Consider the following 21,466-nt stretch of genomic DNA (forward strand, 5'->3'; position numbering starts at 1 on the left):
CTATTTAGGGGCGTAGTTCAATTGGTAGAGCACCGGTCTCCAAAACCGGGTGTTGGGAGTTCGAGCCTCTCCGCCCCTGCCAAACAAATTAAACCCTTCATGGTAACGTGAAGGGTTTTTTTTCGTCCATTGATTTTCATTCCACCTATTCCCATTTGGGCGCACATGCCAACAATACCTTGTCAGGCAGCATAAATAGCTGATCTATTTTCAGTAAGATCAGTACTGAAATATAAGATCCCTGTGTGTTTTATGATGGTACCGGTTTTTGTGGGGATGTTAGGGTTATCGATCTTCCGAAAGTCCGTAGGACTTTCAGGTAGATCGTTGAGCGCATCAACGTTAAGAGGCTATGTTGAGGGGAGTTTTCAGTAACTGTTTAATCAATTCCTGTTGATCGCTATTTTCAAGCCAGACAGCATAGCAGGGCCGGACTATCGTGTTAGCTTCAGAAATTAAGAGGAGCTCGGGATAATGCTGTGACCATTCGCTGGGGAGAAACGCACAACCACCAATAGAAGACATCAATTGGCGCGTCAGGTGTGCGGAGGATGTTGTGAGCGATGGTGCCTGATCACTCGGTAGCCAAGGTGTTTCATGCTGGTGAAAGTCTGCCCCCCACTCCAGTCTGATATAGGGTCTTTCTTCGGTTAGTGTGTTGTTGGCTGACGCGAATAAAGACAAAGAAAAGTTTCCTAATAACTGACAGGAAAGTTCGTCCATCTTCGGTGATTCTGTGGTTATCAGTAAATCCAGTTGACGCTCATGCAGTTGCTTAATCAGCGTTTGCCGCAACGCGATTCTTGCTTCTAGCTGCAATAGCGGCCGTTGCTGATAGAGTTCATTTAACCAAGGGGTCAGAAATGCTTCCCATAGCGAAGCTGTAGCACCTATAGATAGCTGACTATGCTGCTGAGAGCGTGCGACTTCTTTCTTGGCAATTTGCCAGGTACCAATGAGGCTTTCAGCATAGGGCAGCAGGCGTTCACCTGCAGGCGTCAGGCGAATATTGTTGCGGTGCCGAGTGAACAGATTGGCGCCCAATTGATTTTCTAACTGTCTGATGCGGAAACTCACTGCTGATTGTGTCAAATACAATGATTCGGCCGCCCGGCCGAAGTGTCTGGTCCGGCTGACTTCCAGAAAGGTTTTCAGTAAGTCGGTATCCATGCTTTTCTCCAAAAATTTTTTGTCGTCATGATTTAAATGTTTTGTTTTACAGGAAGTCAAGCCTATCTAATACTCCGCGCCATAAACGGCACGACCATATGAGAATTAGGAGCGTGTAAGATGGCGGAAAGCTTCTCAACAACTAGTCGTTTTTTTGATAACAGATTTTATCCACGTGGTTTTTCCAGGCATGGTGACTTTACGATTAAAGAAGCTCAACTGCTGGAGCGTTATGGACATGCATTTAACGAACTTGATTCGGGTAAGCGCCATCCGGTGACGGAAGAAGAAACCCAGTTTGTTGCTGTATGCCGTGGTGAGCGTGCTGCACAGACCGAATTGGAAAAAATCTGGGCGAAGTATACCAGTCGTATTCGTCGTCCCAAACGCTTCCACACGCTGTCTGGCGGCAAGCCGCAAATGGACGCTGTGGAAGAATACACGGAAAGCGATGATTAATCTGAATGGGGCTCCGGCCCCATTTTCATATCTGCTGTTAGTTACCGAAGATAAACGTAGATTCATGCCAGACTTTTATGTAACTGAATTAATAGACGGTCCATGCTGCGGTAACTGAGTGCTTCGGATAAATGAGCTCGACGTATCTGCTCTTCTCCTCCTAGATCAGCAATCGTACGTGAGACTTTTAGTATGCGGTGCCAGGCCCTGACTGATAGTCCCAGTTTACTCATCACCTCTTCCAGATAGGCGGCATCTTCACTCTTTAGTCTACAGTGGCTGGCGATATCATCCGATTTCATCTGTGCGTTGATTCTGCCGACGCGGTCCAGTTGTCGTTTTCTGGCCTCAAAAACCCGTTCCCTTACGGTCGCGCTATCTTCACCGATACGTGTTTGCTGTTGAAGAATACCCGGCGGCAGCAATGGCACCTCGATAGATAAATCAAAACGATCCAGAAATGGGCCCGAAAGCCGGTTGAGATAACGCAGGATTTGTTGTGCTGGCATGCGGTTGTGGATGCCCTGATAGTGGCCTGATGGGCTGGGATTCATGGCTGCGACTAACTGAAAACGCGCAGGATAACAGACCTTGGCACGGGTGCGGGAAATCACTATCTCGCCGGACTCCAGTGGTTCACGCAGCGAATCCAGCACTCGCCGTTCAAATTCCGGCAGTTCATCCAGAAATAATACGCCGTTATGTGCCAGAGATATTTCACCTGGTTTGGGCAGCGCCCCTCCACCGACCAGCGCCGTAATAGAGGCGGTATGATGAGGGGAACGGAACGGCCGTTTACGCCACTGTGAAAGGCCTGACTGAATATCAATCAGGCTATTAATGGCGGCGCTCTCCAACGCTTCGTCGTCGTTAAGCTCAGGCAACAAACCGGATAAACGGCTGGCCAGCATGGTTTTACCGGTTCCCGGTGGGCCGAGTAATAGCAGATTATGTCCGCCTGCGGCGGCAATCTCCAACGCACGTTTCGCTTGTTCCTGCCCTATTATCTCTTTCAAATCCGGTGCTGGCGTGTGGGCTGGCGCGTTGTAGGCGATGTTATCGCCACGCAGTAGGGTGGCTTCACCTTGCAGAAAAGCGCAAACTTGCAATAGATGATTAGCGAGAAAGGTATCTCCATGAGGAACCAGTGTCATCTCCATTTTATTGTCTTCCGGAAGAATCAGGCTCCGGCCTACTTTCTGCGCTTCCAGTGCTGCTGGAATTGCGCCATGAACGCCTCTTAGGCTACCTGACAGCCCGAGTTCGCCGAGGAATTCATATTGTGCCAGCTTTTCGCCGGCAATCTGTTCTGACGCCGCCAGAATAGCCAACGCGATGGGAAGATCATAGCGCCCTCCCTCTTTAGGTAGATCCGCCGGTGCCAGATTGACGGTAATTCGTTTGGCTGGAAAGGTAAAACCGCAGTTGATCAATGCACTGCGTACCCGATCTCGGGCCTCTTTAACCGTCGTTTCTGGTAGGCCGACCAGCGTCAGTGCCGGTAGGCCGTTACTGATATGCACTTCAATCGAGACTTCCGGTGCCTGCATGCCGATAGTGGCTCGCGTATAGGTCACTGCCAATGTCATGACTCATTCCTCCCTGTAGCGTGGGCATCATGCCTGTTCGAGAGTTTTGCCACACGGCGGAGATGGTCATTTTGTGAGACGTTGTCATAAAACAATCTGCTCTTTCAGATGGGATTCATAAAATTGTGTGTGCCCTTCCGTTCGTTGTTGAGGGAATGTTACAAGGAGACTGTGTTCGCAACAGATTTATGCCGGGCACAGCATTGCCTGCCGTTCAGCCTGCTAATGACATGTTATTGTCTTTATTATCAGGATTAAAAATTATGTTCGGTTGGACTTCCCAGCAGCGTAATGCCGCGATTGCCAGCTTTTTGAGCTGGGCGCTGGATGCATTCAATTTCTTCATTCTGGTTTTCCTGCTTAGTGAACTTGCCCAGGCCTTTCGTCAGCATGGCGCAGATTTCGCTGGCTATGGCGGCGGTGGCCGGTATAGTCGCCATCGTGATCGCGGCGTCGGCGGCATTTGCCGATAGCGGTTGGCTGACAAAAAAACCAACCTGGATATGTCGTAGATTAGTAACTGAATAATAAGTTTTTTTGTGATGTTGCTCGGTTTGTTGACCCGATAATCACGGAAAAAAAGAGTTGTCACAGTACGGCTTACTGTGATAACTCTGTAGGTATTCGTTCGACAATAGATTAATGAACAACCTGAAATGAAAGCCTTCAACCTGGTGATTAGCCTAGTCGTGATTAGCGTGGTGGTGATTATTATCCCACCGTGCGGGGCAGCACTTGGACGAAGAATGGCTTAAAAATCAAGGCCGAATTCAAGAAAACCCCCGCACCGAAAGGTCGGGGGTTTTTTTATGGGCCGGTAATGGCAATAAGGGAGCAAAACATGCCGAGTAGCATAAAATCCTGGTTTCCTCAGGCAGAGTCGGGGAAATAACTATGAATGGTGCACAGTGGGTGGTACAAGCGTTGCGGGCGCAGGGAGTGGAGACCGTATTCGGTTATCCTGGTGGTGCAATCATGCCGGTCTATGATGCGTTGTATGACGGTGGCGTGGAACACCTGCTCTGCCGTCATGAGCAGGGGGCTGCCATGGCCGCCATCGGTTATGCTCGTTCTACCGGCAAGGTCGGGGTTTGCATCGCGACATCCGGCCCCGGCGCGACCAACCTGATTACCGGTCTGGCGGATGCCTTGCTGGATTCCGTTCCCATTGTGGCGATTACCGGGCAGGTTGGCTCCGCGTTGATCGGAACCGATGCGTTCCAGGAAATCGATGTACTCGGCCTGTCGCTGGCTTGTACCAAACATAGTTTTCTGGTTGAGTCTATCGACTCATTACCGGAAATCATGGCGGAAGCGTTTGCCGTGGCGCGTAGTGGGCGTCCCGGCCCGGTATTGATCGACATTCCCAAGGATATCCAACTGGCTGAGGGGGATTTCTCTCCCTGTTTTATGCCGGTGGATGATGCCATGCCTTTTTCGATCCAGCAGGTCACAGAAGCGCGGGCGATGCTGGCGCAGGCGAAAAAACCGGTGCTGTACATCGGTGGCGGGGTAGGTATGGCGCAGGCGGTTCCGGCGCTGCGCACCTTTATCGAGACGACCCATATTCCCGCAGTGGCGACCCTGAAAGGGTTGGGTGCGGTGGAGAAAGACTATCCTTACTATCTCGGCATGATCGGTATGCACGGCACCCGTGCGGCTAACCTGATGGTACAGGAATGCGATTTATTGGTTGCCGTTGGCGCGCGCTTTGATGACCGCGTGACCGGCAAGCTGAGCGCGTTTGCGCCCCATGCCAGTGTAATCCACATGGATATCGACCCGGCGGAACTGAACAAACTGCGTCAGGCGCACGTGGCGTTGCGCGGTGATCTGAATCAGTTGCTGCCGGCGCTGCAACAGCCGCTGAATATCGCCGACTGGCGTCAGCAGGCCGCGATGATGAGAGCCGAATATGAATGGCGCTATGACCACCCAGGCGAGGCTATTTACGCTCCGGCGCTGCTCCGTACCTTGGCGGATCGTATGCCGGCTGAGACGGTGATCACCACCGATGTCGGCCAGCACCAAATGTGGGCCGCTCAGCATATGCACTTCACCCGCCCGGAAAATTTCATCACCTCAAGTGGGCTGGGCACCATGGGATTTGGCGTGCCGGCAGCGGTTGGCGCACAGGTGGCGCGTCCTGACGATACTGTAATCTGTATTTCCGGTGACGGCTCTTTCATGATGAATGTGCAGGAGCTCGGCACCATCAAACGAAAACGTCTGCCGCTGAAGATAGTCTTGCTGGACAATCAGCGGCTGGGTATGGTTCGACAATGGCAGCAACTGTTTTTCGACGAACGCTACAGTGAAACCAACCTCTCCGATAACCCCGATTTCCTGATGCTGGCCAGCGCCTTCGGCATTCCCGGCCGGCAAATCACCCGTAAAGACCAGATTGACTCCGCCCTGGATGCGCTGCTGAACAGCGAAGGCCCTTATCTGCTGCATGTTTCCATCGACGAGAATGAGAATGTCTGGCCGCTGGTGCCACCCGGTGCCGGTAATGAAACCATGTTGGATAAGACAGAATAGTTCGATAACACAGAATAATGGCAGGAGACGTTCCCATGACACATCATCAGCTTTCCATTCAGGCCCGCTATCGCCCTGAAGTTCTGGAGCGTGTATTGCGCGTGGCCCGCCACCGCGGCTTTCAGGTGTGCGCCATGAATATGACGCAGGCGAACAGTGACGATCAGGTACAAATTGACATGACGGTTGCCAGTCACAGACCGGTGGATTTATTGTCAACCCAATTAAGCAAACTGCTGGACATCGCCTGTGTGGAGATCCAGCCGCTCACATCACAACAAATACGTGCCTGACGGCATCGGTAAGGAAAGCAATAATGACGAAGAAAGCAGACTATATTTGGTTCAATGGCGAGATGGTTCCCTGGGCGGACGCCAAAGTACATGTGATGTCCCACGCTTTGCACTACGGTACGTCGGTGTTTGAAGGGGTACGTTGCTACAGTTCCCATAAGGGTCCGGTGGTGTTTCGTCACCGTGAACACATGCAGCGTCTGCATGATTCAGCCAAAATTTACCGTATGCCGATCTCCTACAGCGTTGATGAGCTGATGGACGCCTGCCGAGAAACACTGCGTCGCAATAATCTGACCAGCGCTTATATCCGTCCGCTGGTATTTGTCGGCGATGTCGGCATGGGGGTTAACCCGCCGGCCGGCTACAATACCGATGTAATTATCGCCGCGTTCCCGTGGGGTGCGTATCTGGGTGAAGAGGCGCTGGATCAGGGCATCGACGCTATGGTGTCGTCCTGGAATCGTGTTGCAGCCAATACCATTCCGACCGCGGCCAAAGCAGGCGGTAATTATCTGTCTTCCTTGTTGGTGGGCAGCGAAGCGCGTCGTCATGGTTATCAGGAAGGGATCGCGCTGGATGTGAATGGTTATGTCTCCGAAGGCGCAGGCGAAAACCTGTTTGAAGTAAAAGAAGGCGTGATTTTCACCCCGCCGTTTACTTCCGCCGCGCTGCCGGGCATTACCCGCGATGCCATCATCAAGCTGGCAAAAGACAAAGGCTTTGAAGTGCGTGAACAAGTGCTGTCGCGCGAATCATTGTATCTGGCGGATGAAGTATTCATGTCCGGCACCGCGGCGGAAATCACCCCGGTTCGCAGCGTGGACGGCATTCAGGTCGGCATCGGCAAGTGCGGTCCGGTCACCAAACAGTTACAACAGGCGTTCTTTGGCCTGTTCACTGGTGAGACGGAAGACAAATGGGGCTGGCTGGACCCGGTAAACCGTTAATCGATCAATATCAGACTTTTTTCCGGTGGCGTGCCGCCACCGGCTACCCGTTTAAACTGGAGTAATCAGAGTATGCCTAAGTACCGTTCAGCCACTACCACGCATGGTCGTAATATGGCTGGAGCGCGAGCCCTGTGGCGCGCCACAGGGATGACCGACGCCGATTTCGGCAAGCCCATCATCGCCGTGGTGAACTCGTTCACACAATTCGTACCTGGACACGTTCACCTGCGCGATCTGGGTAAACTGGTCGCCGAGCAGATTGAAGCCGCCGGCGGCGTCGCTAAAGAATTCAATACCATCGCGGTGGATGACGGCATCGCCATGGGGCATGGCGGTATGCTCTATTCCCTGCCGTCCCGCGAGCTGATCGCCGACTCGGTGGAGTACATGGTCAACGCGCACTGCGCGGACGCCATGGTGTGCATCTCCAACTGCGACAAGATAACCCCAGGGATGCTGATGGCGTCGCTGCGCCTGAATATTCCGGTGATTTTCGTCTCCGGCGGTCCGATGGAAGCCGGGAAGACCAAACTCTCCAATCAGCTCATCAAGCTGGATCTGGTGGATGCCATGATTCAGGGCGCCAACCCGAACGTCAGCGATGCCGACAGCGATCAGATTGAGCGCTCCGCCTGCCCGACCTGCGGTTCCTGTTCCGGCATGTTCACCGCCAACTCCATGAACTGCCTGACCGAAGCGCTGGGCTTGTCCCAACCGGGCAACGGCTCGCTGCTGGCGACCCACGCCGACCGCAAACAGCTGTTCCTCAACGCGGGCAAACGCATCGTTGAACTGACCAAGCGTTACTACGAGCAGGATGACGCCAGCGCGTTGCCGCGCAATATCGCCACCAAGGCGGCGTTTGAAAATGCCATGACGCTGGACATCGCCATGGGTGGATCCACCAACACCGTGCTGCACCTGCTGGCGTCGGCGCAGGAAGCGGAAGTGGACTTCACCATGGACGACATCGATCGCCTGTCGCGCAAAGTACCGCAATTGTGCAAGGTGGCGCCGAGCACCCAGAAATACCACATGGAAGATGTGCACCGCGCCGGCGGCGTCATCGGCATTCTGGGCGAGCTGGATCGCGCCGGCCTGCTGAACAAGAACGTGAAAAACGTACTGGGCCTGACCCTGCCGGAAACGCTGGCTGCCTATGACGTTATGTTGACGCAGGATGAAGCGGTGAAAAAAATGTTTGCCGCCGGCCCGGCGGGCATTCGCACCACGCAGGCGTTCTCGCAGGACTGCCGCTGGGAGTCGCTGGATACCGATCGTCAGGAAGGCTGCATCCGCTCTCGCGAACATGCTTACAGTCAGGATGGCGGTCTGGCTGTGTTGTACGGCAATCTGGCGCAAGACGGCTGTATCGTGAAAACGGCCGGCGTAGACGAAGGCAGCCTGGTGTTTCGCGGGCCAGCCAAGGTCTATGAAAGCCAGGATGACGCGGTAGACGCGATTCTGGGCGGCCGCGTGCAGGCCGGCGACGTGGTGGTGATTCGCTACGAAGGCCCGAAAGGCGGCCCCGGCATGCAGGAAATGCTCTATCCGACCAGCTTCCTGAAGTCGATGGGGTTGGGCAAAGCCTGTGCGCTGATCACCGATGGCCGCTTCTCCGGCGGCACCTCTGGTTTGTCTATCGGCCATGCGTCGCCGGAAGCGGCCAATGGCGGAACTATCGGTCTGGTACAGGATGGCGACATGATTGCTATCGACATTCCTAAACGCAGCATCGCGCTGGACGTGAGCGACGACGAGCTGGCCCGTCGTCGCGAGCAGGAACTGGCGCGCGGCGATGCCGCCTGGACGCCGAAAAACCGTAATCGTCAGGTTTCCTTTGCGCTGCGCGCTTACGCCAGCCTGGCTACCAGCGCCGACAAAGGCGCGGTCCGAGACAAGAGCAAGCTGGGAGGCTAAACGCCATGGCTGTATCACAACCTCTTCCCGCCGAACCCGGCGGAGCGGAGTACCTGCGCGCGGTGTTGCGCGCGCCGGTGTACGAAGTGGCGCAGGTCACGCCGCTGGAGCGAATGGATAAACTCTCCTCGCGGCTGGGTAACGTCATTCTGGTTAAGCGTGAGGATCGTCAGCCGGTGCACAGCTTCAAGCTGCGCGGCGCTTACGCCATGATGGCGAGTCTCAGCAACGAGCAGAAATCGCACGGTGTGGTGACGGCCTCGGCCGGTAACCACGCGCAAGGCGTGGCGCTGTCCGCCAGCCGCCTCGGCATTCGCGCGTTGATCGTAATGCCGGTCGCCACCGCAGACATCAAGGTCGATGCGGTGCGTGATTTCGGCGGCGAAGTGTTGTTGCACGGCGCCAATTTCGATGAAGCCAAAGCCAAAGCCATCGAACTGTCGCAACAGCAGCACATGACCTTTGTGCCGCCGTTCGACCACCCGGCGGTTATCGCCGGGCAGGGGACGCTGGCGATGGAGCTGCTGCAACAGGATGCGCATCTGGACCGCGTATTCGTGCCGGTAGGCGGCGGCGGGCTGGCGGCGGGCGTAGCGGTGTTGATCAAGCAGTTGATGCCGCAGATCCAGGTGATCGGCGTCGAAGCGGAAGACTCCGCCTGCCTGCGGGCGGCGCTGGATGCCGGCCAGCCGGTAGATTTGCCGCGCGTCGGGCTGTTTGCCGAAGGGGTGGCGGTGAAACGCATCGGTAACGAAACCTTCCGTCTGTGCCGGGAGTATCTGGACGATGTCATCACCGTCGACAGCGACGCTATCTGCGCGGCGGTCAAAGATCTGTTCGAGGATGTTCGTGCGATTGCCGAGCCGTCCGGGGCGCTGGCGCTGGCCGGGATGAAAAAATACATCCAGCAGCACAATATTCAGGGCGAACGGTTGGCGCATATTTTGTCCGGCGCTAACGTCAACTTCCACGGGCTGCGTTACGTCTCCGAGCGCTGTGAGCTGGGTGAACAACGTGAAGCGCTGATGGCGGTGACGATTCCGGAGCAGAAGGGCAGTTTCCTCAAGTTCTGCCAGTTGCTGGGTGGGCGTTCCGTCACCGAGTTCAACTACCGTTACGCGGATGCCGACAACGCCTGTATTTTTGTCGGCGTACGGCTGACGCGCGGCAACGTCGAACGTCATGAGATTCTGGCGGAGTTGCAGGCGGGCGGCTATCAGGTGGTGGATCTGTCCGACGACGAGATGGCGAAACTGCATGTGCGTTACATGGTCGGCGGCCGACCGTCCAAACCGCTGAAAGAACGGTTGTACAGCTTCGAATTTCCGGAATCGCCGGGTGCGCTGCTGAAGTTCCTCAATACGCTGGGAACGTACTGGAATATCTCGTTGTTCCATTATCGCAGCCACGGCACCGACTTTGGTCGGGTGCTGGCGGCTTTCGAACGTACGGAGCATGACCCGGCGTTCGAGCAACATTTGCAGGCGTTGGGGTATGAGTGCCACGACGAGACGCAGAATCCGGCGTTTCGGTTCTTCCTGCAAGGCTAAAGCAGTAAGCTGCGCCGAATGCGCCCGACGGTGTTACGCCGCCGGGCGCATTTTATTTTAGGGCGTGCTGCGGTAGGCTTGATGTCTCATCAGTCAGGGACACACATCATGGCAACGGGATTTAACGGTTTTTCACCGCATACGCTGACGTTTTTGCAGCAGGTACGTCAGCAGGACAGTAAAGAATGGTTTGAAGATCACCGGCAAACGTATGAAGACCAATTGTTGACGCCGTTTCGCTCGCTGGTCGATACGCTGTCCATCGCCATGCTGCAAATTGACGACCATTTTGAAACCAAACCGGCGGTGGGCAAAACCTTATCCCGCATTCACCGCGATACCCGCTTTTCCCATGACAAATCCCGCTATCGCGACAAGATGTGGTTCACCTTTAAACGCACCCATAAAGATTGGACCGATGCACCAGTCTACTTTTTCGAGCTGACGCCGACCGACTGGAGCTACGGTTTGGGGTATTACAGCGCCAGCCGCACCACCATGGAGCTGTTCCGGCAGACGCTGCGTGATAACCCGCTGGGTTTTCTGAAGGTGGCGGCCTGCCTGGGGCACGAGTTTGAGCTGGTGGGCGAGAGTTACAAACGGCCGCTGATTAAAGAGCAACCCGCGGAACTGGCAACCTGGTACAACCGTAAATCGTTTGCGGTCATAGCCACCCGGCAGGATCAGGAGCCGTTGTTTAGCGGTGAGCTGGTGCCGCTGCTGGCGAAAGGCTTTACCCGGCTGGAGCCGCTGTACCATTATCTGATGAAGATCGAAGCGATGAAGAAAGCGGCGGAACCTGAAAAAGTCAGCCCCGCCTTTCTGGATGAGAAGTGGTTTAGCCGCTGAGGGTTATTTCCCCTTTGCCATCAAATAATCAAACAGATAGCTTTCACCGGCGGCGTCAAACACGGTGATTTGCAACTGCCGGTTATCCACGCAGGTTAACAACAGTTTTTTCTGACCGCCGAAGCTGCTTTCGGTCTGGCCGATGGCTTGCGTGTCGGTCATCTGGCGGGCGCTGAGCGTGATGTCATCCAGTTTATTGGCATAACGAAACGCCACCGAGCCGGTACCGGTAATATCGCCGTCTTCGGTATTCAGCGTCAGGTTGACCAGATGATATGGCGCTTTCTGATCGTACATTTCTTTGAAGTAATCGCTGAGCTCGTCGTATTCCTGAGTGGATAGCTGCAGGTAGTACTCGTAGCTGTAGTCGCCGTCAAAGCAACCGCTGCGACGTGACAGGGCGATCGGGTCCGGCAGGGGATGCTGGGTGACGTCGTTCAGGTAGCGCAGGCGGTTGAGCTGCTGCTGGTAGCTCAGCCGCAGGCACTCTTCATCCCGACAGGTATTACGGCTGGATAGCCAACTGCGCTGAAACTGAGTCAGGATTTTTTCCTGCGCGACGCGTTCGGGGTTGCCGGTGAGAAACGCACGTGATTTCTGCCACTCTTTCGCCAGCTCGTCATCCAACTGGCTGAGCGCCGGTGTCTGGCAAATCAGCTTTTCCTGCGCCGAACTGGCTTGCTGGCAGGGAAAGCTGGCGGCCAGCGCCGGGAGCGCACTGCCCCCCACAACCAATGGCAGCAGCCACGTAGCGAGCAATCGTTTCATCATTTTTCCTGTAAGGTTTCCCAAAATGCTGCGATCAACGGGGAGCTAAGGTGTTTTTTCTGTACGCAGACGCCCAATTCGAACGGCTCCATCGCCTGTGCTTCTAATATTGATACACGATTACGCACCGGTTCAGGGCTGTTTTCAAGTACCACATCAGGGATCAATGCGATACCGCAGCCCAGTGCGACCATCGACACCATCGCTTCGTGTCCGGATACGGTGGCGTAAATAGGCGGATTGGTAATGTGTTGACGGCGGAACCAGACGTCAATTCTTTTCCGCACCGGGCCGTGCTCCGGCAGAATAAACGGAATTTGCGACCAGTCCGGATGCGGTTGCAACGCCTGCGTTTGTACCGGGCAGGGCAGTGCCGGAATGATCAGCACCAGCGGCACCTTGCCGATAGGCATGAACTCCACACTGGTCGGCAACGTTTCCGGGTGGCCGGCGATGCCGAGATCCGCTTCGTTGGACTGCACTTTATCCAGCGCGTCGGCGGCATCCCCCGTGGTCAGTTTGATTTCCACCAGCGGGTGTCGCGCCCGGAAACGGTCGAGAATCGGCGGCAAGTGGCTATAGGCGGCGGTTACCGAGCAAAATAGCCGTAGTTCGCCGCTGAGCGACTGGCCTTGCTGCTGCAAAATCAGGCGCAATTGCTGGTATTGCAGCAGGGTTTGCTGCGCGAAGGTTTTCAGGTGTTCGCCGGCATCGGTCAGGCGCACGGTACGGTTGTCGCGCAGAAACAACGCCTGACCGATATCCTCTTCCAGCCGCTGAATCTGGCGCGACAGCGTGGAGGGGCTGATGTGCATCGCTTTGGCGGTGCGGCCGAAGTGGCGGCTCTCCACCAGATGCAAAAACAGTTTCAGATCCCGTAAGTCCATGCGCGCAGTGTCTCGTTTTAGTGTTGCAATTCTTGCAATATGACGTTGTTAATATATCAATTTAAGCAATGTATTTCCTGTCATATCATAATGACATTCTGATGGCGGTGGTTATCGCCGTCCCGAACATAAAGCCAATGCAAACACAATATCAAATGGAGCACGCCTCATGGCCAATTACTTCAATACACTGAACCTGCGTCAGCAGCTGGCGCAATTAGGCAAATGCCGTTTCATGAGCCGCGACGAATTCGCGGATGAAGCCAGCTACCTGAAAGGCAAGAAAGTGGTCATCGTAGGGTGTGGCGCTCAGGGGCTGAACCAGGGTTTGAACATGCGCGATTCCGGTCTGGATATCGCCTACGCTCTGCGTGCCGAAGCCATCGCCGAAAAACGTGCGTCATGGCGCAAGGCGACTGAAAACGGCTTTAAAGTCGGTACGTATGAAGAGCTGATCCCGCAGGCGGATCTGGTGGTTAACCTGACGCCGGACAAACAGCACTCTGCCGTAGTTCAGGCGGTACAACCGTTGATGAAACAGGGTGCGGCGCTGGGTTATTCCCACGGTTTCAACATCGTTGAAGTGGGCGAACAGGTTCGTAAAGACCTCACCGTGGTGATGGTTGCGCCGAAGTGTCCGGGCACCGAAGTGCGTGAAGAATACAAACGTGGTTTCGGCGTGCCGACGCTTATCGCCGTTCACCCGGAAAACGACCCGAAAGGCGAAGGCATGGCGATTGCCAAAGCCTGGGCGGCGGCGACCGGCGGTCACCGTGCCGGCGTACTGGAGTCCTCTTTTGTCGCTGAAGTGAAATCTGACCTGATGGGTGAGCAGACGATTCTGTGCGGTATGTTGCAGGCGGGTTCGCTGTTGAGTTTCGACAAGCTGGTGGCCGACGGCGTTGACCCGGCTTACGCGGAAAAACTGATTCAGTTCGGCTGGGAAACCATCACCGAAGCGCTGAAACAGGGCGGCATCACCCTGATGATGGACCGTTTGTCCAACCCGGCCAAGCTGCGTGCGTTCGCACTGTCTGAACAGTTGAAAGGCATTATGGCGCCGTTGTTCCAGAAACACATGGATGACATCATCTCCGGTGCGTTCTCCAGCGGCATGATGGCCGACTGGGCTAACGACGACGTGAAACTGCTGACCTGGCGTGAAGAAACCGGCAAAACCGCGTTTGAAAACGCGCCGCAGTTCGAAGGTAAAATCGACGAGCAGGAATACTTCGACAACGGCGTACTGATGATCGCGATGGTGAAAGCCGGTGTAGAACTGGCGTTCGAAACCATGGTGAGCGCCGGTATCATCGAAGAGTCCGCCTACTACGAATCACTGCACGAACTGCCGCTGATCGCCAACACTATCGCCCGTAAGCGCCTGTATGAAATGAACGTGGTCATTTCCGACACCGCAGAGTACGGCAACTACCTGTTTGCCAACGCGGCGGTTCCGCTGCTGAAAGGCGCATTCATGGACAGCCTGCAGCCGGGCGATCTGGGCAAACCGGTTGCGGCGAACAGTGTGGACAACGCGCAACTGCGTGACGTGAACGAAGCCATCCGTAACCACCCGATCGAAACCGTTGGTAAGAAACTGCGTGGCTACATGACCGACATGAAACGTATTGCGGTCGCCGGCTAAGACCATTAGCACCTATCGCATATCAAAACGGGGCGTGGATTGCGCCCCGTTTTTTTGCTTGTTTAAATGAAAAGCAATATATTAAGTTTTTCAGGTTAATCTGGTTAAGTCTTTTTGATATAACCGAAAAATTTTCAGCCAGAATGGGTTTATAAATAAATTTTTGATGAGACTCCATGGAAGGAATTAGTATGCGATATCCAACTGCGACAGAAGGCGTGTCTGTCGATGCCAATATGTCTTATCTTAGGCAGAAATATGGAAGAATTGTGGGGCCGCTAGATTATTATGATTTTTACAAATTAGTCCGAAATAAAGGCCCCTGGGATTTTAAGCAGAAAGGGCGGAAGTATGAGAACTTCGGTAACTTTCATTACGGCGCAGTTGGTTATGCTGCTGGCATACCTGAAAATATTTTGTTAAGAGCCGCAGGGTGTGCGCAGATGCGCGCAGGGAATTATCAGCCAGATAATAGCGTTTGTTGGGATGATGAACCTTATGGTGATGACCCTAATGATCAGGAATATATTAAGTTAGGAATAGAGTATGCCAAAAGTAAAGGTTACTAATATATTGAAATGGCTGCTCTCTTTTATTGTTTTGTTTATTCTTTTTGTGGCGCTTTTTTTCTTTTGGTTTATCTATTTCCCGAGTGAGGAATATAGTCAGGTAAGTGAATATAGATTTGGTGGTAATAATATTAGGGTAAATGTTTTACAGCTTGAAAGTGGTGGTGCTACGGTAGGCTTTGTGTATTCTTATACAGTAAGTATTGAAGGTGGAGTACCGGTAGAAATCCTCAAAACGAATACTCGTGATGCAGAAATTACGATGAATAATGGGGTCTTAAACATTAGCCTCACGGGTGAAGTTTATAAACTGGATAACCGCATTCGGTTACATAACAAGCATGAAATACTGAAAACCCGCATTACCGTGACTCACCCATAATACGGCCCGATGACCCGGGCCGAATTGTTATCAAAGGATCAGGCATCCGCCGGTGCGGATTTGAATTCCCGCTCGGCCTGATGGAAGCGCTCGGTCACGACGGCGGACGGCGCCCGGCCCAGCAAGCTCACCACCATAATCGCGGCGCAGGACAGCAAGAAGCCGGGGATGATTTCATACAAATTCAGCCAGCCGTACTGTTTCCAGACGATCACGGTTGTGGCGCCGACCAACATGCCAGCCAGCGCCCCATTACGGGTCATGCGCGGCCACAGCAGGGAAATCAGAATGACCGGGCCGAAGGCGGCGCCGAAGCCGGCCCAGGCGTAACTGACCAGCCCCAGAACCCGGTTTTCGGGGTTCACCGCCAGCGCAATCGCGATGACCGATACCAGCAGCACCATCGCGCGGCCGACCCACACCAGCTCTCTCTGGCTGGCGTTTTTGCGCAGAAACGGTTTGTACAAATCTTCGGTGATGGCGCTGGAACACACCAGCAACTGGCAACTGAGCGTACTCATGACGGCCGCCAGAATCGCGGAGAGCAATATGCCTGCGATCCACGGGTTAAACAGCAGACGCGCCAGTTCGATGAAGACGCGCTCACCGTTCTGGGTGACGTTGCCGGCCTGCTCAGGATTGCCGGTGAAGTAAGCAATGCCGAAGAACCCGACGGTAACGGCACCGGCCAGACAGAGCACCATCCAGGTCATGCTGATACGGCGGGCGTTGCGAATGGTGTGGTGTGAATCGGCGGCCATGAAACGCGCCAGAATATGCGGCTGGCCGAAATAACCCAGCCCCCAGCCCAGCAACGACAGGATGGCGATGGTATCCAACCCTTTGAACATATCCAGATTAGCCGGGCTCTTGCTTTCGATCACCGCCAGCGACGGCGTGATGCCGCCCACCGACAGGATGACGATCACCGGCGTCAGGATCAGCGCGAAAATCATCAGGCTGGCCTGCACGGTGTCGGTCCAACTGACTGCCAGATAACCGCCGATAAAGGTATAAGCAATGGTTGCCGCGGCACCCGCCCACAGGGCGGTATCGTAGCTCATGCCAAAGGTGCTTTCGAACAGGCGGGCCCCCGCCACAATGCCGGAGGCGCAATAAATAGTGAAAAACACCAGGATCACCAGCGCTGAAATCACCCGCAGCAATTTACTTTTATCTTCAAAGCGATGACTGAAATAATCCGGCAGCGTCAGCGCGTTATGGTTAACCTCGGTGTGTACCCGCAGGCGCCCGGCTACCCAGGTCCAGTTCAGGTAAGCACCGATGGTCAGGCCAATCGCTATCCAGCTTTCGGAGATACCCGACAAAAACACGGCGCCCGGTAACCCCATCAGCAGCCAGCCGCTCATGTCGGACGCTCCGGCGGATAACGCGGTGACCACACTCCCCATACGGCGACCACCCAGAATATAGTCGCCAAAATTGTGGGTGGCGCGATAGGCCATCAGGCCGATCAACACCATCCCGAAGATGTACACCAGAAAGGTGACCAGCAATGGTGTGCTCATCGTCGTCATTATTTTCTCCATTGTGATGCTATCCGTCAGTCCTGCGCTCCGGTAGGCCGGGCACTGTCCGGCTTGCCGGAACGGATTCGCGATTTAGTTGCTACGGGTTGCACCTTTCTGCTGATGGTTGAGCCGACATCAGTACCAATCTGGCCTGGTTTGCCGAAAAGGCCGACTGTCGCTATCAGCGAAATGGGCGGCAAATATGGTGAAAAGCGTAGTTTATTAACAAGGTTGCACAAAGTTGCAACATGCCGGATAGTAGCTTTGCTTTCCAACATAACTTTCTTATACCCGTCATATTTCAGGTTGCAGGCGCGTTGTACTTTCCCGCAAGCCGAATTATTGAGGGTATATAACAGGAGCGGATATGGGCACCACCACCATGGGCGTCAAGCTTGATGAGGCCACGCGCGAGCGTCTCAAAGCCGCGGCGCAGCGTATCGATCGTACGCCGCACTGGCTGATTAAACAGGCCATTTTCAGCTATCTCGAACGCCTTGAAAGTGGTGCGGACACGCCTGAAATTCCTCAACCAGCCGGGCAGGACCCGATTGAGGCGGCAGAGATTATGCCGCAATCGCCGCAAGAAGAAACCCACCAGCCGTTTCTGGACTTTGCTGAACAGGTGTTGCCGCAGTCGGTATTGCGTTCCGCTATCACCGCCGCATACCGACGGCCGGAAACAGAAATGGTGCCGATGTTGCTGGAACAGGCGCGTATGCCGGAGGCGATGTCGCACGCCGCCAGCACGCTGGCGGCTCGTCTCGCGGCGACGCTGCGCAATCAGAAAAACAGCGGCGGTCGCGCGGGCATGGTGCAGAGCCTGTTACAAGAATTCTCGCTGTCATCGCAGGAGGGGGTGGCATTGATGTGTCTGGCGGAGGCGCTGCTGCGTATCCCGGATAAGCCGACGCGGGACGCATTGATTCGCGACAAAATCAGTACCGGCAACTGGCAGTCACACGTTGGGCGCAGTACATCGTTATTCGTCAACGCCGCGGCCTGGGGGCTGCTGGTCACCGGCAAGCTGGTTTCGACCCATAATGAATCCCATCTGTCCGGCGCGCTTAACCGTATCATCGGCAAAAGTGGCGAGCCGCTGGTACGCAAAGGCGTGGACATGGCGATGCGGCTGATGGGCGAACAGTTCGTCACCGGGGAAACCATCGCCGAGGCGCTGGCGAATGCCCGTAAGATGGAAGCGCGAGGTTTTCGCTATTCCTATGACATGCTGGGTGAAGCGGCACTGACCGCAGATGACGCCGAGGCCTATTTAGCTTCCTACCAGCAGGCGATTCACGCTATCGGTAAAGCGGCCGGCGGGCGCGGTATTTACGAAGGGCCGGGTATTTCCATCAAACTGTCGGCGTTGCATCCGCGTTACAGCCGGGCGCAATACGAACGGGTGATGGATGAGCTTTATCCGCGCCTGTTATCGCTAACGCGGCTGGCGAGGCAATACGATATCGGCATTAACATTGATGCCGAAGAGGCGGACCGGCTGGAGCTGTCGCTCGATTTGCTGGAGCGGTTGTGTTTCGACCCGCAGTTGGCGGGGTGGAACGGCATCGGTTTTGTGATTCAGGCTTACCAGAAGCGTTGCCCGTTCGTGATAGACGCATTGATTGACCTGGCGCGCCGCAGCCAGCGGCGGCTGATGATTCGGCTGGTGAAAGGCGCTTACTGGGACAGCGAAATCAAGCGCGCCCAGATGGATGGGCTGGAAGGTTACCCCGTCTATACCCGCAAGCTGTATACCGATATTTCCTATCTGGCCTGTGCCCGCCGCCTGCTGGCGGTGCCGAACCTGATCTACCCACAGTTCGCCACCCACAACGCCCATACGCTCAGCGCCATTTATCATCTGGCGGGCAACAATTACTACCCGGGGCAGTACGAGTTCCAGTGTCTGCACGGCATGGGCGAGCCGCTGTATGAGCAGGTGGTGGGTAAGGCGGCGGACGGCAAACTGAACCGCCCGTGTCGAATTTACGCCCCGGTCGGCACCCATGAAACGCTGCTGGCTTATCTGGTGCGCCGTTTGCTGGAAAATGGCGCCAACACCTCGTTTGTCAACCGGATTGCCGACCCGTCGGTAGCGCTGGAGACGCTGGTGGCCGACCCGGTCAGCGAAGCGGAAGTGCTGGCCGCGCGGGATGGGCAGGTCGGACAGCCGCATCCGCGTATTCGGTTGCCGCGAGCGCTATATGGCGGCACGCGGCGCAATGCCGGCGGGCTGGATTTATCCAACGAACACCGGCTGGCGTCGTTGTCCAGTGCGTTGCTGAGCGGCGCCGCCCGGTTGTGGCAAGCGCAACCGATACTGGCCGTTGAGGGCGCTGGCGGTGGCGAAGACCGGCCGGTGATTAACCCGGCTGAACCGCGTGATGTGGTGGGGTATGTGCGCGAAGCGCAAGCGCAGGACATCGCGCCGGCGCTGGAACAGGCTGCCAGCGCCGGCGATATCTGGTTTGCCACACCGGCTGCCGAACGGGCGGCGATTCTGTCGCGTGCCGCCGACTTGCTGGAAAATCAGCAACAGCATTTGTTGGGGTTGCTGGTACGCGAAGCGGGCAAAACGCTGGCGAACGCGGTGGCGGAAGTGCGTGAAACGGTGGATTTCCTGCGTTATTACGCCGCTCAGGTCAGCGAGACGTTCAACAATCATGACTATCGCCCGCTGGGGCCGGTGGTGTGCATCAGTCCGTGGAACTTTCCATTAGCGATTTTCACCGGCCAGATAGCGGCGGCGCTGGCGGCGGGTAACAGCGTGCTGGCCAAACCGGCGGAACAGACCCCGCTGATTGCCGCGCAGGCGGTGCAGATACTGCATGAGGCCGGTGTGCCGACCGGGGCGTTGCAATTGTTGCCGGGCGCCGGCGAAACCGTCGGCGCAGCACTGGTGCGTGACGAGCGGGTACGCGGGGTGATGTTTACCGGCTCCACCGCTGTTGCCGCGCAGTTGCAGCGAGTGCTGGCCGGACGGCTCGACCCGCAAGGGCGTACCACGCCGTTCATCGCCGAAACCGGCGGCATCAACGCGATGATTGTCGATTCCTCCGCGCTGACCGAGCAGGTGGTGGCGGATGTCGTGACCTCGGCGTTCGATAGCGCCGGTCAGCGTTGTTCGGCGTTGCGGCTGTTATGCGTGCAAGAAGAGGTGGCGGAAAAAACTCTGGCGATGCTGCGTGGGGCGATGGCGGAGTGCCGTATGGGGAACCCGGAGCGGCTTTCTACCGACGTTGGGCCGGTGATCGACGCTGAGGCGAAACAGCAGATTGCGCGCCATATTCAAACTCTGAGAACGAAAGGACGGCCGGTGTTTCAGACCGCCTGGACGAACGGCCGGGACGAAGCGGAATGGACCCGCGGGCATTTCATTCCCCCGACGTTGATTGAACTGGAGAGCGTGGAGGAGTTGCAACAGGAGGTGTTCGGTCCGGTGCTGCATGTGGTGCGCTACTCCCGTAGTCAACTGGATGCGTTGATCGGGCAAATCAACGCCGCCGGTTATGGGCTCACGCTGGGCCTGCATACCCGTATTGACGAGACGATTACCCGGGTGACCAGTCAGGCGAAGGTGGGCAACTTGTATGTAAACCGTAATATGGTCGGGGCGGTGGTCGGCGTGCAGCCGTTTGGCGGCGAAGGGTTGTCCGGTACCGGACCTAAAGCGGGCGGGCCACTCTATCTTCACCGTTTGCTGTCGCACCGCCCGGATGATGCGGCGATACAGACGCTGGCACGTCAGGACAGCGAGCGCCCGGCAGATTTCACCGCACGCCAGACGCTGTTGGCGGGATTACAGGCGCTGGAAACCTGGGCGGGACAGGTTCAGCGTGACGCACTGGTTTCATGCTGCCAGCGTTACGGCGAACTGACGCAGAGCGGCACCGTTCGGGTGTTGCCCGGCCCCACCGGCGAGCGTGATACCTATACGCTGCTGCCGCGCGAGCAGGTGCTGTGCGTAGCAGATAACGACGATGATGCGCTGGTGCAACTGGCGGCGGTGCTGGCGGTGGGCAGCCGGGCGTTGTGGTTTGATACGCCGGAGCGGCAGGTACGGTATCGGCAACTGCCTGAACAGGTACAGACACGGGTGGCATTTTGCCGCGATGGAGTGACGGACGGCAGCCGGTTTGACGCCGTGATTTTTCACGGCGATGCCGATCAGTTGCGTCACTTGTGCGAACAACTGGCGCAGCGCGACGGCGCGATTGTCGGCGTGCAAGGGTTATCCCGCGGAGAAACCGACATTGTGCTGGAACGGTTGCTGCTTGAGCGCTCGCTCAGTATCAACACCGCCGCAGCCGGCGGTAACGCCAGCCTGATGACGATTGGATAATGGCAGGCGGC

17 protein-coding genes, 1 tRNA gene and 1 pseudogene are annotated in these 21,466 nt (G+C 55.9%); 14 read left to right on the plus strand and 5 right to left on the minus strand.

Annotation, left to right across the window (positions count from 1 at the left end):
* Window positions 1-6: 6 nt before the first annotated feature.
* A tRNA-Trp gene (locus DCH402_RS00885) sits at window positions 7-82 on the plus strand.
* Window positions 83-342: 260 nt separating this feature from the next.
* Here the strand turns inward: DCH402_RS00885 and hdfR are convergent.
* A complete protein-coding gene (gene hdfR / locus DCH402_RS00890; RefSeq protein WP_039999074.1) occupies window positions 343-1,170 on the minus strand; it encodes an HTH-type transcriptional regulator HdfR in 828 nt (275 codons plus the stop codon).
* A 120-nt stretch (window positions 1,171-1,290) separates the two neighbouring features.
* Between hdfR and DCH402_RS00895 the strand changes: the two genes are divergently transcribed.
* Window positions 1,291-1,629, plus strand: coding sequence for a MaoP family protein (locus tag DCH402_RS00895; RefSeq protein WP_012767918.1), 339 nt, complete (start codon window positions 1,291-1,293; stop codon window positions 1,627-1,629).
* Between the two features lie 62 nt (window positions 1,630-1,691).
* Here DCH402_RS00895 and DCH402_RS00900 read toward each other — a convergent pair whose 3' ends face one another.
* Entirely contained in the window at window positions 1,692-3,218 is a 1,527-nt protein-coding gene (locus tag DCH402_RS00900; protein ID WP_039999077.1) for a YifB family Mg chelatase-like AAA ATPase, read from the minus strand.
* A 263-nt stretch (window positions 3,219-3,481) separates the two neighbouring features.
* On the opposite strand from DCH402_RS00900, the pseudogene DCH402_RS00905 reads away from it, so the two are divergent.
* The 8 genes and pseudogenes from DCH402_RS00905 to DCH402_RS00935 all read left to right on the plus strand — a co-directional run.
* A pseudogene (locus DCH402_RS00905) lies at window positions 3,482-3,601 on the plus strand (hypothetical protein); the annotation flags it as partial.
* 273 nt (window positions 3,602-3,874) lie between these two features.
* On the plus strand, window positions 3,875-3,973 hold the full coding sequence (gene ilvL / locus DCH402_RS20925) for an ilv operon leader peptide (protein WP_071526243.1): 99 nt from the start codon (window positions 3,875-3,877) through the stop codon (window positions 3,971-3,973).
* Window positions 3,974-4,112: 139 nt separating this feature from the next.
* Window positions 4,113-5,759, plus strand: coding sequence for an acetolactate synthase 2 catalytic subunit (gene ilvG, locus DCH402_RS00910; RefSeq protein WP_039999081.1), 1,647 nt, complete (start codon window positions 4,113-4,115; stop codon window positions 5,757-5,759).
* Window positions 5,760-5,794: 35 nt separating this feature from the next.
* Window positions 5,795-6,052 carry an acetolactate synthase 2 small subunit gene (ilvM, locus tag DCH402_RS00915; RefSeq protein WP_012767922.1) on the plus strand — a complete coding sequence of 86 codons (258 nt, stop codon included), beginning with the start codon at window positions 5,795-5,797 and terminating at the stop codon, window positions 6,050-6,052.
* 23 nt (window positions 6,053-6,075) lie between these two features.
* Window positions 6,076-7,002: a branched-chain-amino-acid transaminase gene (ilvE, locus tag DCH402_RS00920; RefSeq protein ID WP_039999083.1), complete on the plus strand. Its 927-nt coding sequence runs from the start codon at window positions 6,076-6,078 to the stop codon at window positions 7,000-7,002.
* Window positions 7,003-7,074: 72 nt separating this feature from the next.
* Window positions 7,075-8,925 (plus strand): dihydroxy-acid dehydratase, encoded by a 1,851-nt coding sequence (gene ilvD, locus DCH402_RS00925; RefSeq protein ID WP_039999085.1) that lies wholly within the window; start codon window positions 7,075-7,077, stop codon window positions 8,923-8,925.
* Window positions 8,926-8,930: 5 nt separating this feature from the next.
* Window positions 8,931-10,475 carry a threonine ammonia-lyase, biosynthetic gene (gene ilvA / locus DCH402_RS00930; RefSeq protein WP_027710623.1) on the plus strand — a complete coding sequence of 515 codons (1,545 nt, stop codon included), beginning with the start codon at window positions 8,931-8,933 and terminating at the stop codon, window positions 10,473-10,475.
* 108 nt (window positions 10,476-10,583) lie between these two features.
* Complete coding sequence (locus DCH402_RS00935; protein ID WP_039999087.1) at window positions 10,584-11,324, plus strand: DUF2461 domain-containing protein; 741 nt, start codon at window positions 10,584-10,586, stop codon at window positions 11,322-11,324.
* Between the two features lie 3 nt (window positions 11,325-11,327).
* On the opposite strand, the gene DCH402_RS00940 is transcribed toward DCH402_RS00935, so the two are convergent.
* Window positions 11,328-12,092, minus strand: coding sequence for a lysozyme inhibitor LprI family protein (locus DCH402_RS00940; protein ID WP_050583238.1), 765 nt, complete (start codon window positions 12,090-12,092; stop codon window positions 11,328-11,330).
* The gene (ilvY, locus tag DCH402_RS00945; RefSeq protein ID WP_039999089.1) at window positions 12,092-12,979 is read right to left on the minus strand and encodes an HTH-type transcriptional activator IlvY; all 888 of its coding nucleotides are present in this window, start codon (window positions 12,977-12,979) and stop codon (window positions 12,092-12,094) included. Before ilvY ends, DCH402_RS00940 begins: the two co-directional genes overlap by 1 nt.
* A 169-nt stretch (window positions 12,980-13,148) precedes the next feature.
* Between ilvY and ilvC the strand changes: the two genes are divergently transcribed.
* The 3 genes from ilvC (at window position 13,149) to DCH402_RS00960 (ending at window position 15,578) form a co-directional block, all read left to right on the plus strand.
* Window positions 13,149-14,627: a ketol-acid reductoisomerase gene (ilvC, locus tag DCH402_RS00950; RefSeq protein ID WP_039999091.1), complete on the plus strand. Its 1,479-nt coding sequence runs from the start codon at window positions 13,149-13,151 to the stop codon at window positions 14,625-14,627.
* Between the two features lie 176 nt (window positions 14,628-14,803).
* Window positions 14,804-15,196, plus strand: coding sequence for a polymorphic toxin type 44 domain-containing protein (locus tag DCH402_RS00955; protein ID WP_233276309.1), 393 nt, complete (start codon window positions 14,804-14,806; stop codon window positions 15,194-15,196).
* On the plus strand, window positions 15,174-15,578 hold the full coding sequence (locus tag DCH402_RS00960; protein ID WP_226052046.1) for a hypothetical protein: 405 nt from the start codon (window positions 15,174-15,176) through the stop codon (window positions 15,576-15,578). The genes DCH402_RS00955 and DCH402_RS00960 overlap by 23 nt, the downstream gene beginning before the upstream one ends.
* A gap of 38 nt (window positions 15,579-15,616) precedes the next feature.
* On the opposite strand, the gene putP is transcribed toward DCH402_RS00960, so the two are convergent.
* The gene (gene putP, locus DCH402_RS00965) at window positions 15,617-17,116 is read right to left on the minus strand and encodes a sodium/proline symporter PutP (protein ID WP_039999095.1); all 1,500 of its coding nucleotides are present in this window, start codon (window positions 17,114-17,116) and stop codon (window positions 15,617-15,619) included.
* Window positions 17,117-17,477: 361 nt separating this feature from the next.
* On the opposite strand from putP, the gene putA reads away from it, so the two are divergent.
* Window positions 17,478-21,455: a trifunctional transcriptional regulator/proline dehydrogenase/L-glutamate gamma-semialdehyde dehydrogenase gene (gene putA, locus DCH402_RS00970; protein WP_039999097.1), complete on the plus strand. Its 3,978-nt coding sequence runs from the start codon at window positions 17,478-17,480 to the stop codon at window positions 21,453-21,455.
* The last annotated feature ends 11 nt before the right edge of the window (window positions 21,456-21,466 follow it).

The organism is Dickeya chrysanthemi NCPPB 402, assembly GCF_000406105.1.
GTDB lineage: Bacteria > Pseudomonadota > Gammaproteobacteria > Enterobacterales > Enterobacteriaceae > Dickeya > Dickeya chrysanthemi.

Bases quoted from the DNA above. Each gene is read 5' to 3' on its own strand.
- hdfR (WP_039999074.1), bottom strand. From the start codon at position 1,170: ATGGATACCGACTTACTGAAAACCTTTCTGGAAGTCAGCCGGACCAGA.
- DCH402_RS00895 (WP_012767918.1), top strand. From the start codon at position 1,291: ATGGCGGAAAGCTTCTCAACAACTAGTCGTTTTTTTGATAACAGATTT.
- DCH402_RS00900 (WP_039999077.1), bottom strand. From the start codon at position 3,218: ATGACATTGGCAGTGACCTATACGCGAGCCACTATCGGCATGCAGGCA.
- ilvL (WP_071526243.1), top strand. From the start codon at position 3,875: ATGAAAGCCTTCAACCTGGTGATTAGCCTAGTCGTGATTAGCGTGGTG.
- ilvG (WP_039999081.1), top strand. From the start codon at position 4,113: ATGAATGGTGCACAGTGGGTGGTACAAGCGTTGCGGGCGCAGGGAGTG.
- ilvM (WP_012767922.1), top strand. From the start codon at position 5,795: ATGACACATCATCAGCTTTCCATTCAGGCCCGCTATCGCCCTGAAGTT.
- ilvE (WP_039999083.1), top strand. From the start codon at position 6,076: ATGACGAAGAAAGCAGACTATATTTGGTTCAATGGCGAGATGGTTCCC.
- ilvD (WP_039999085.1), top strand. From the start codon at position 7,075: ATGCCTAAGTACCGTTCAGCCACTACCACGCATGGTCGTAATATGGCT.
- ilvA (WP_027710623.1), top strand. From the start codon at position 8,931: ATGGCTGTATCACAACCTCTTCCCGCCGAACCCGGCGGAGCGGAGTAC.
- DCH402_RS00935 (WP_039999087.1), top strand. From the start codon at position 10,584: ATGGCAACGGGATTTAACGGTTTTTCACCGCATACGCTGACGTTTTTG.
- DCH402_RS00940 (WP_050583238.1), bottom strand. From the start codon at position 12,092: ATGAAACGATTGCTCGCTACGTGGCTGCTGCCATTGGTTGTGGGGGGC.
- ilvY (WP_039999089.1), bottom strand. From the start codon at position 12,979: ATGGACTTACGGGATCTGAAACTGTTTTTGCATCTGGTGGAGAGCCGC.
- ilvC (WP_039999091.1), top strand. From the start codon at position 13,149: ATGGCCAATTACTTCAATACACTGAACCTGCGTCAGCAGCTGGCGCAA.
- DCH402_RS00955 (WP_233276309.1), top strand. From the start codon at position 14,804: ATGGAAGGAATTAGTATGCGATATCCAACTGCGACAGAAGGCGTGTCT.
- DCH402_RS00960 (WP_226052046.1), top strand. From the start codon at position 15,174: ATGCCAAAAGTAAAGGTTACTAATATATTGAAATGGCTGCTCTCTTTT.
- putP (WP_039999095.1), bottom strand. From the start codon at position 17,116: ATGACGACGATGAGCACACCATTGCTGGTCACCTTTCTGGTGTACATC.
- putA (WP_039999097.1), top strand. From the start codon at position 17,478: ATGGGCACCACCACCATGGGCGTCAAGCTTGATGAGGCCACGCGCGAG.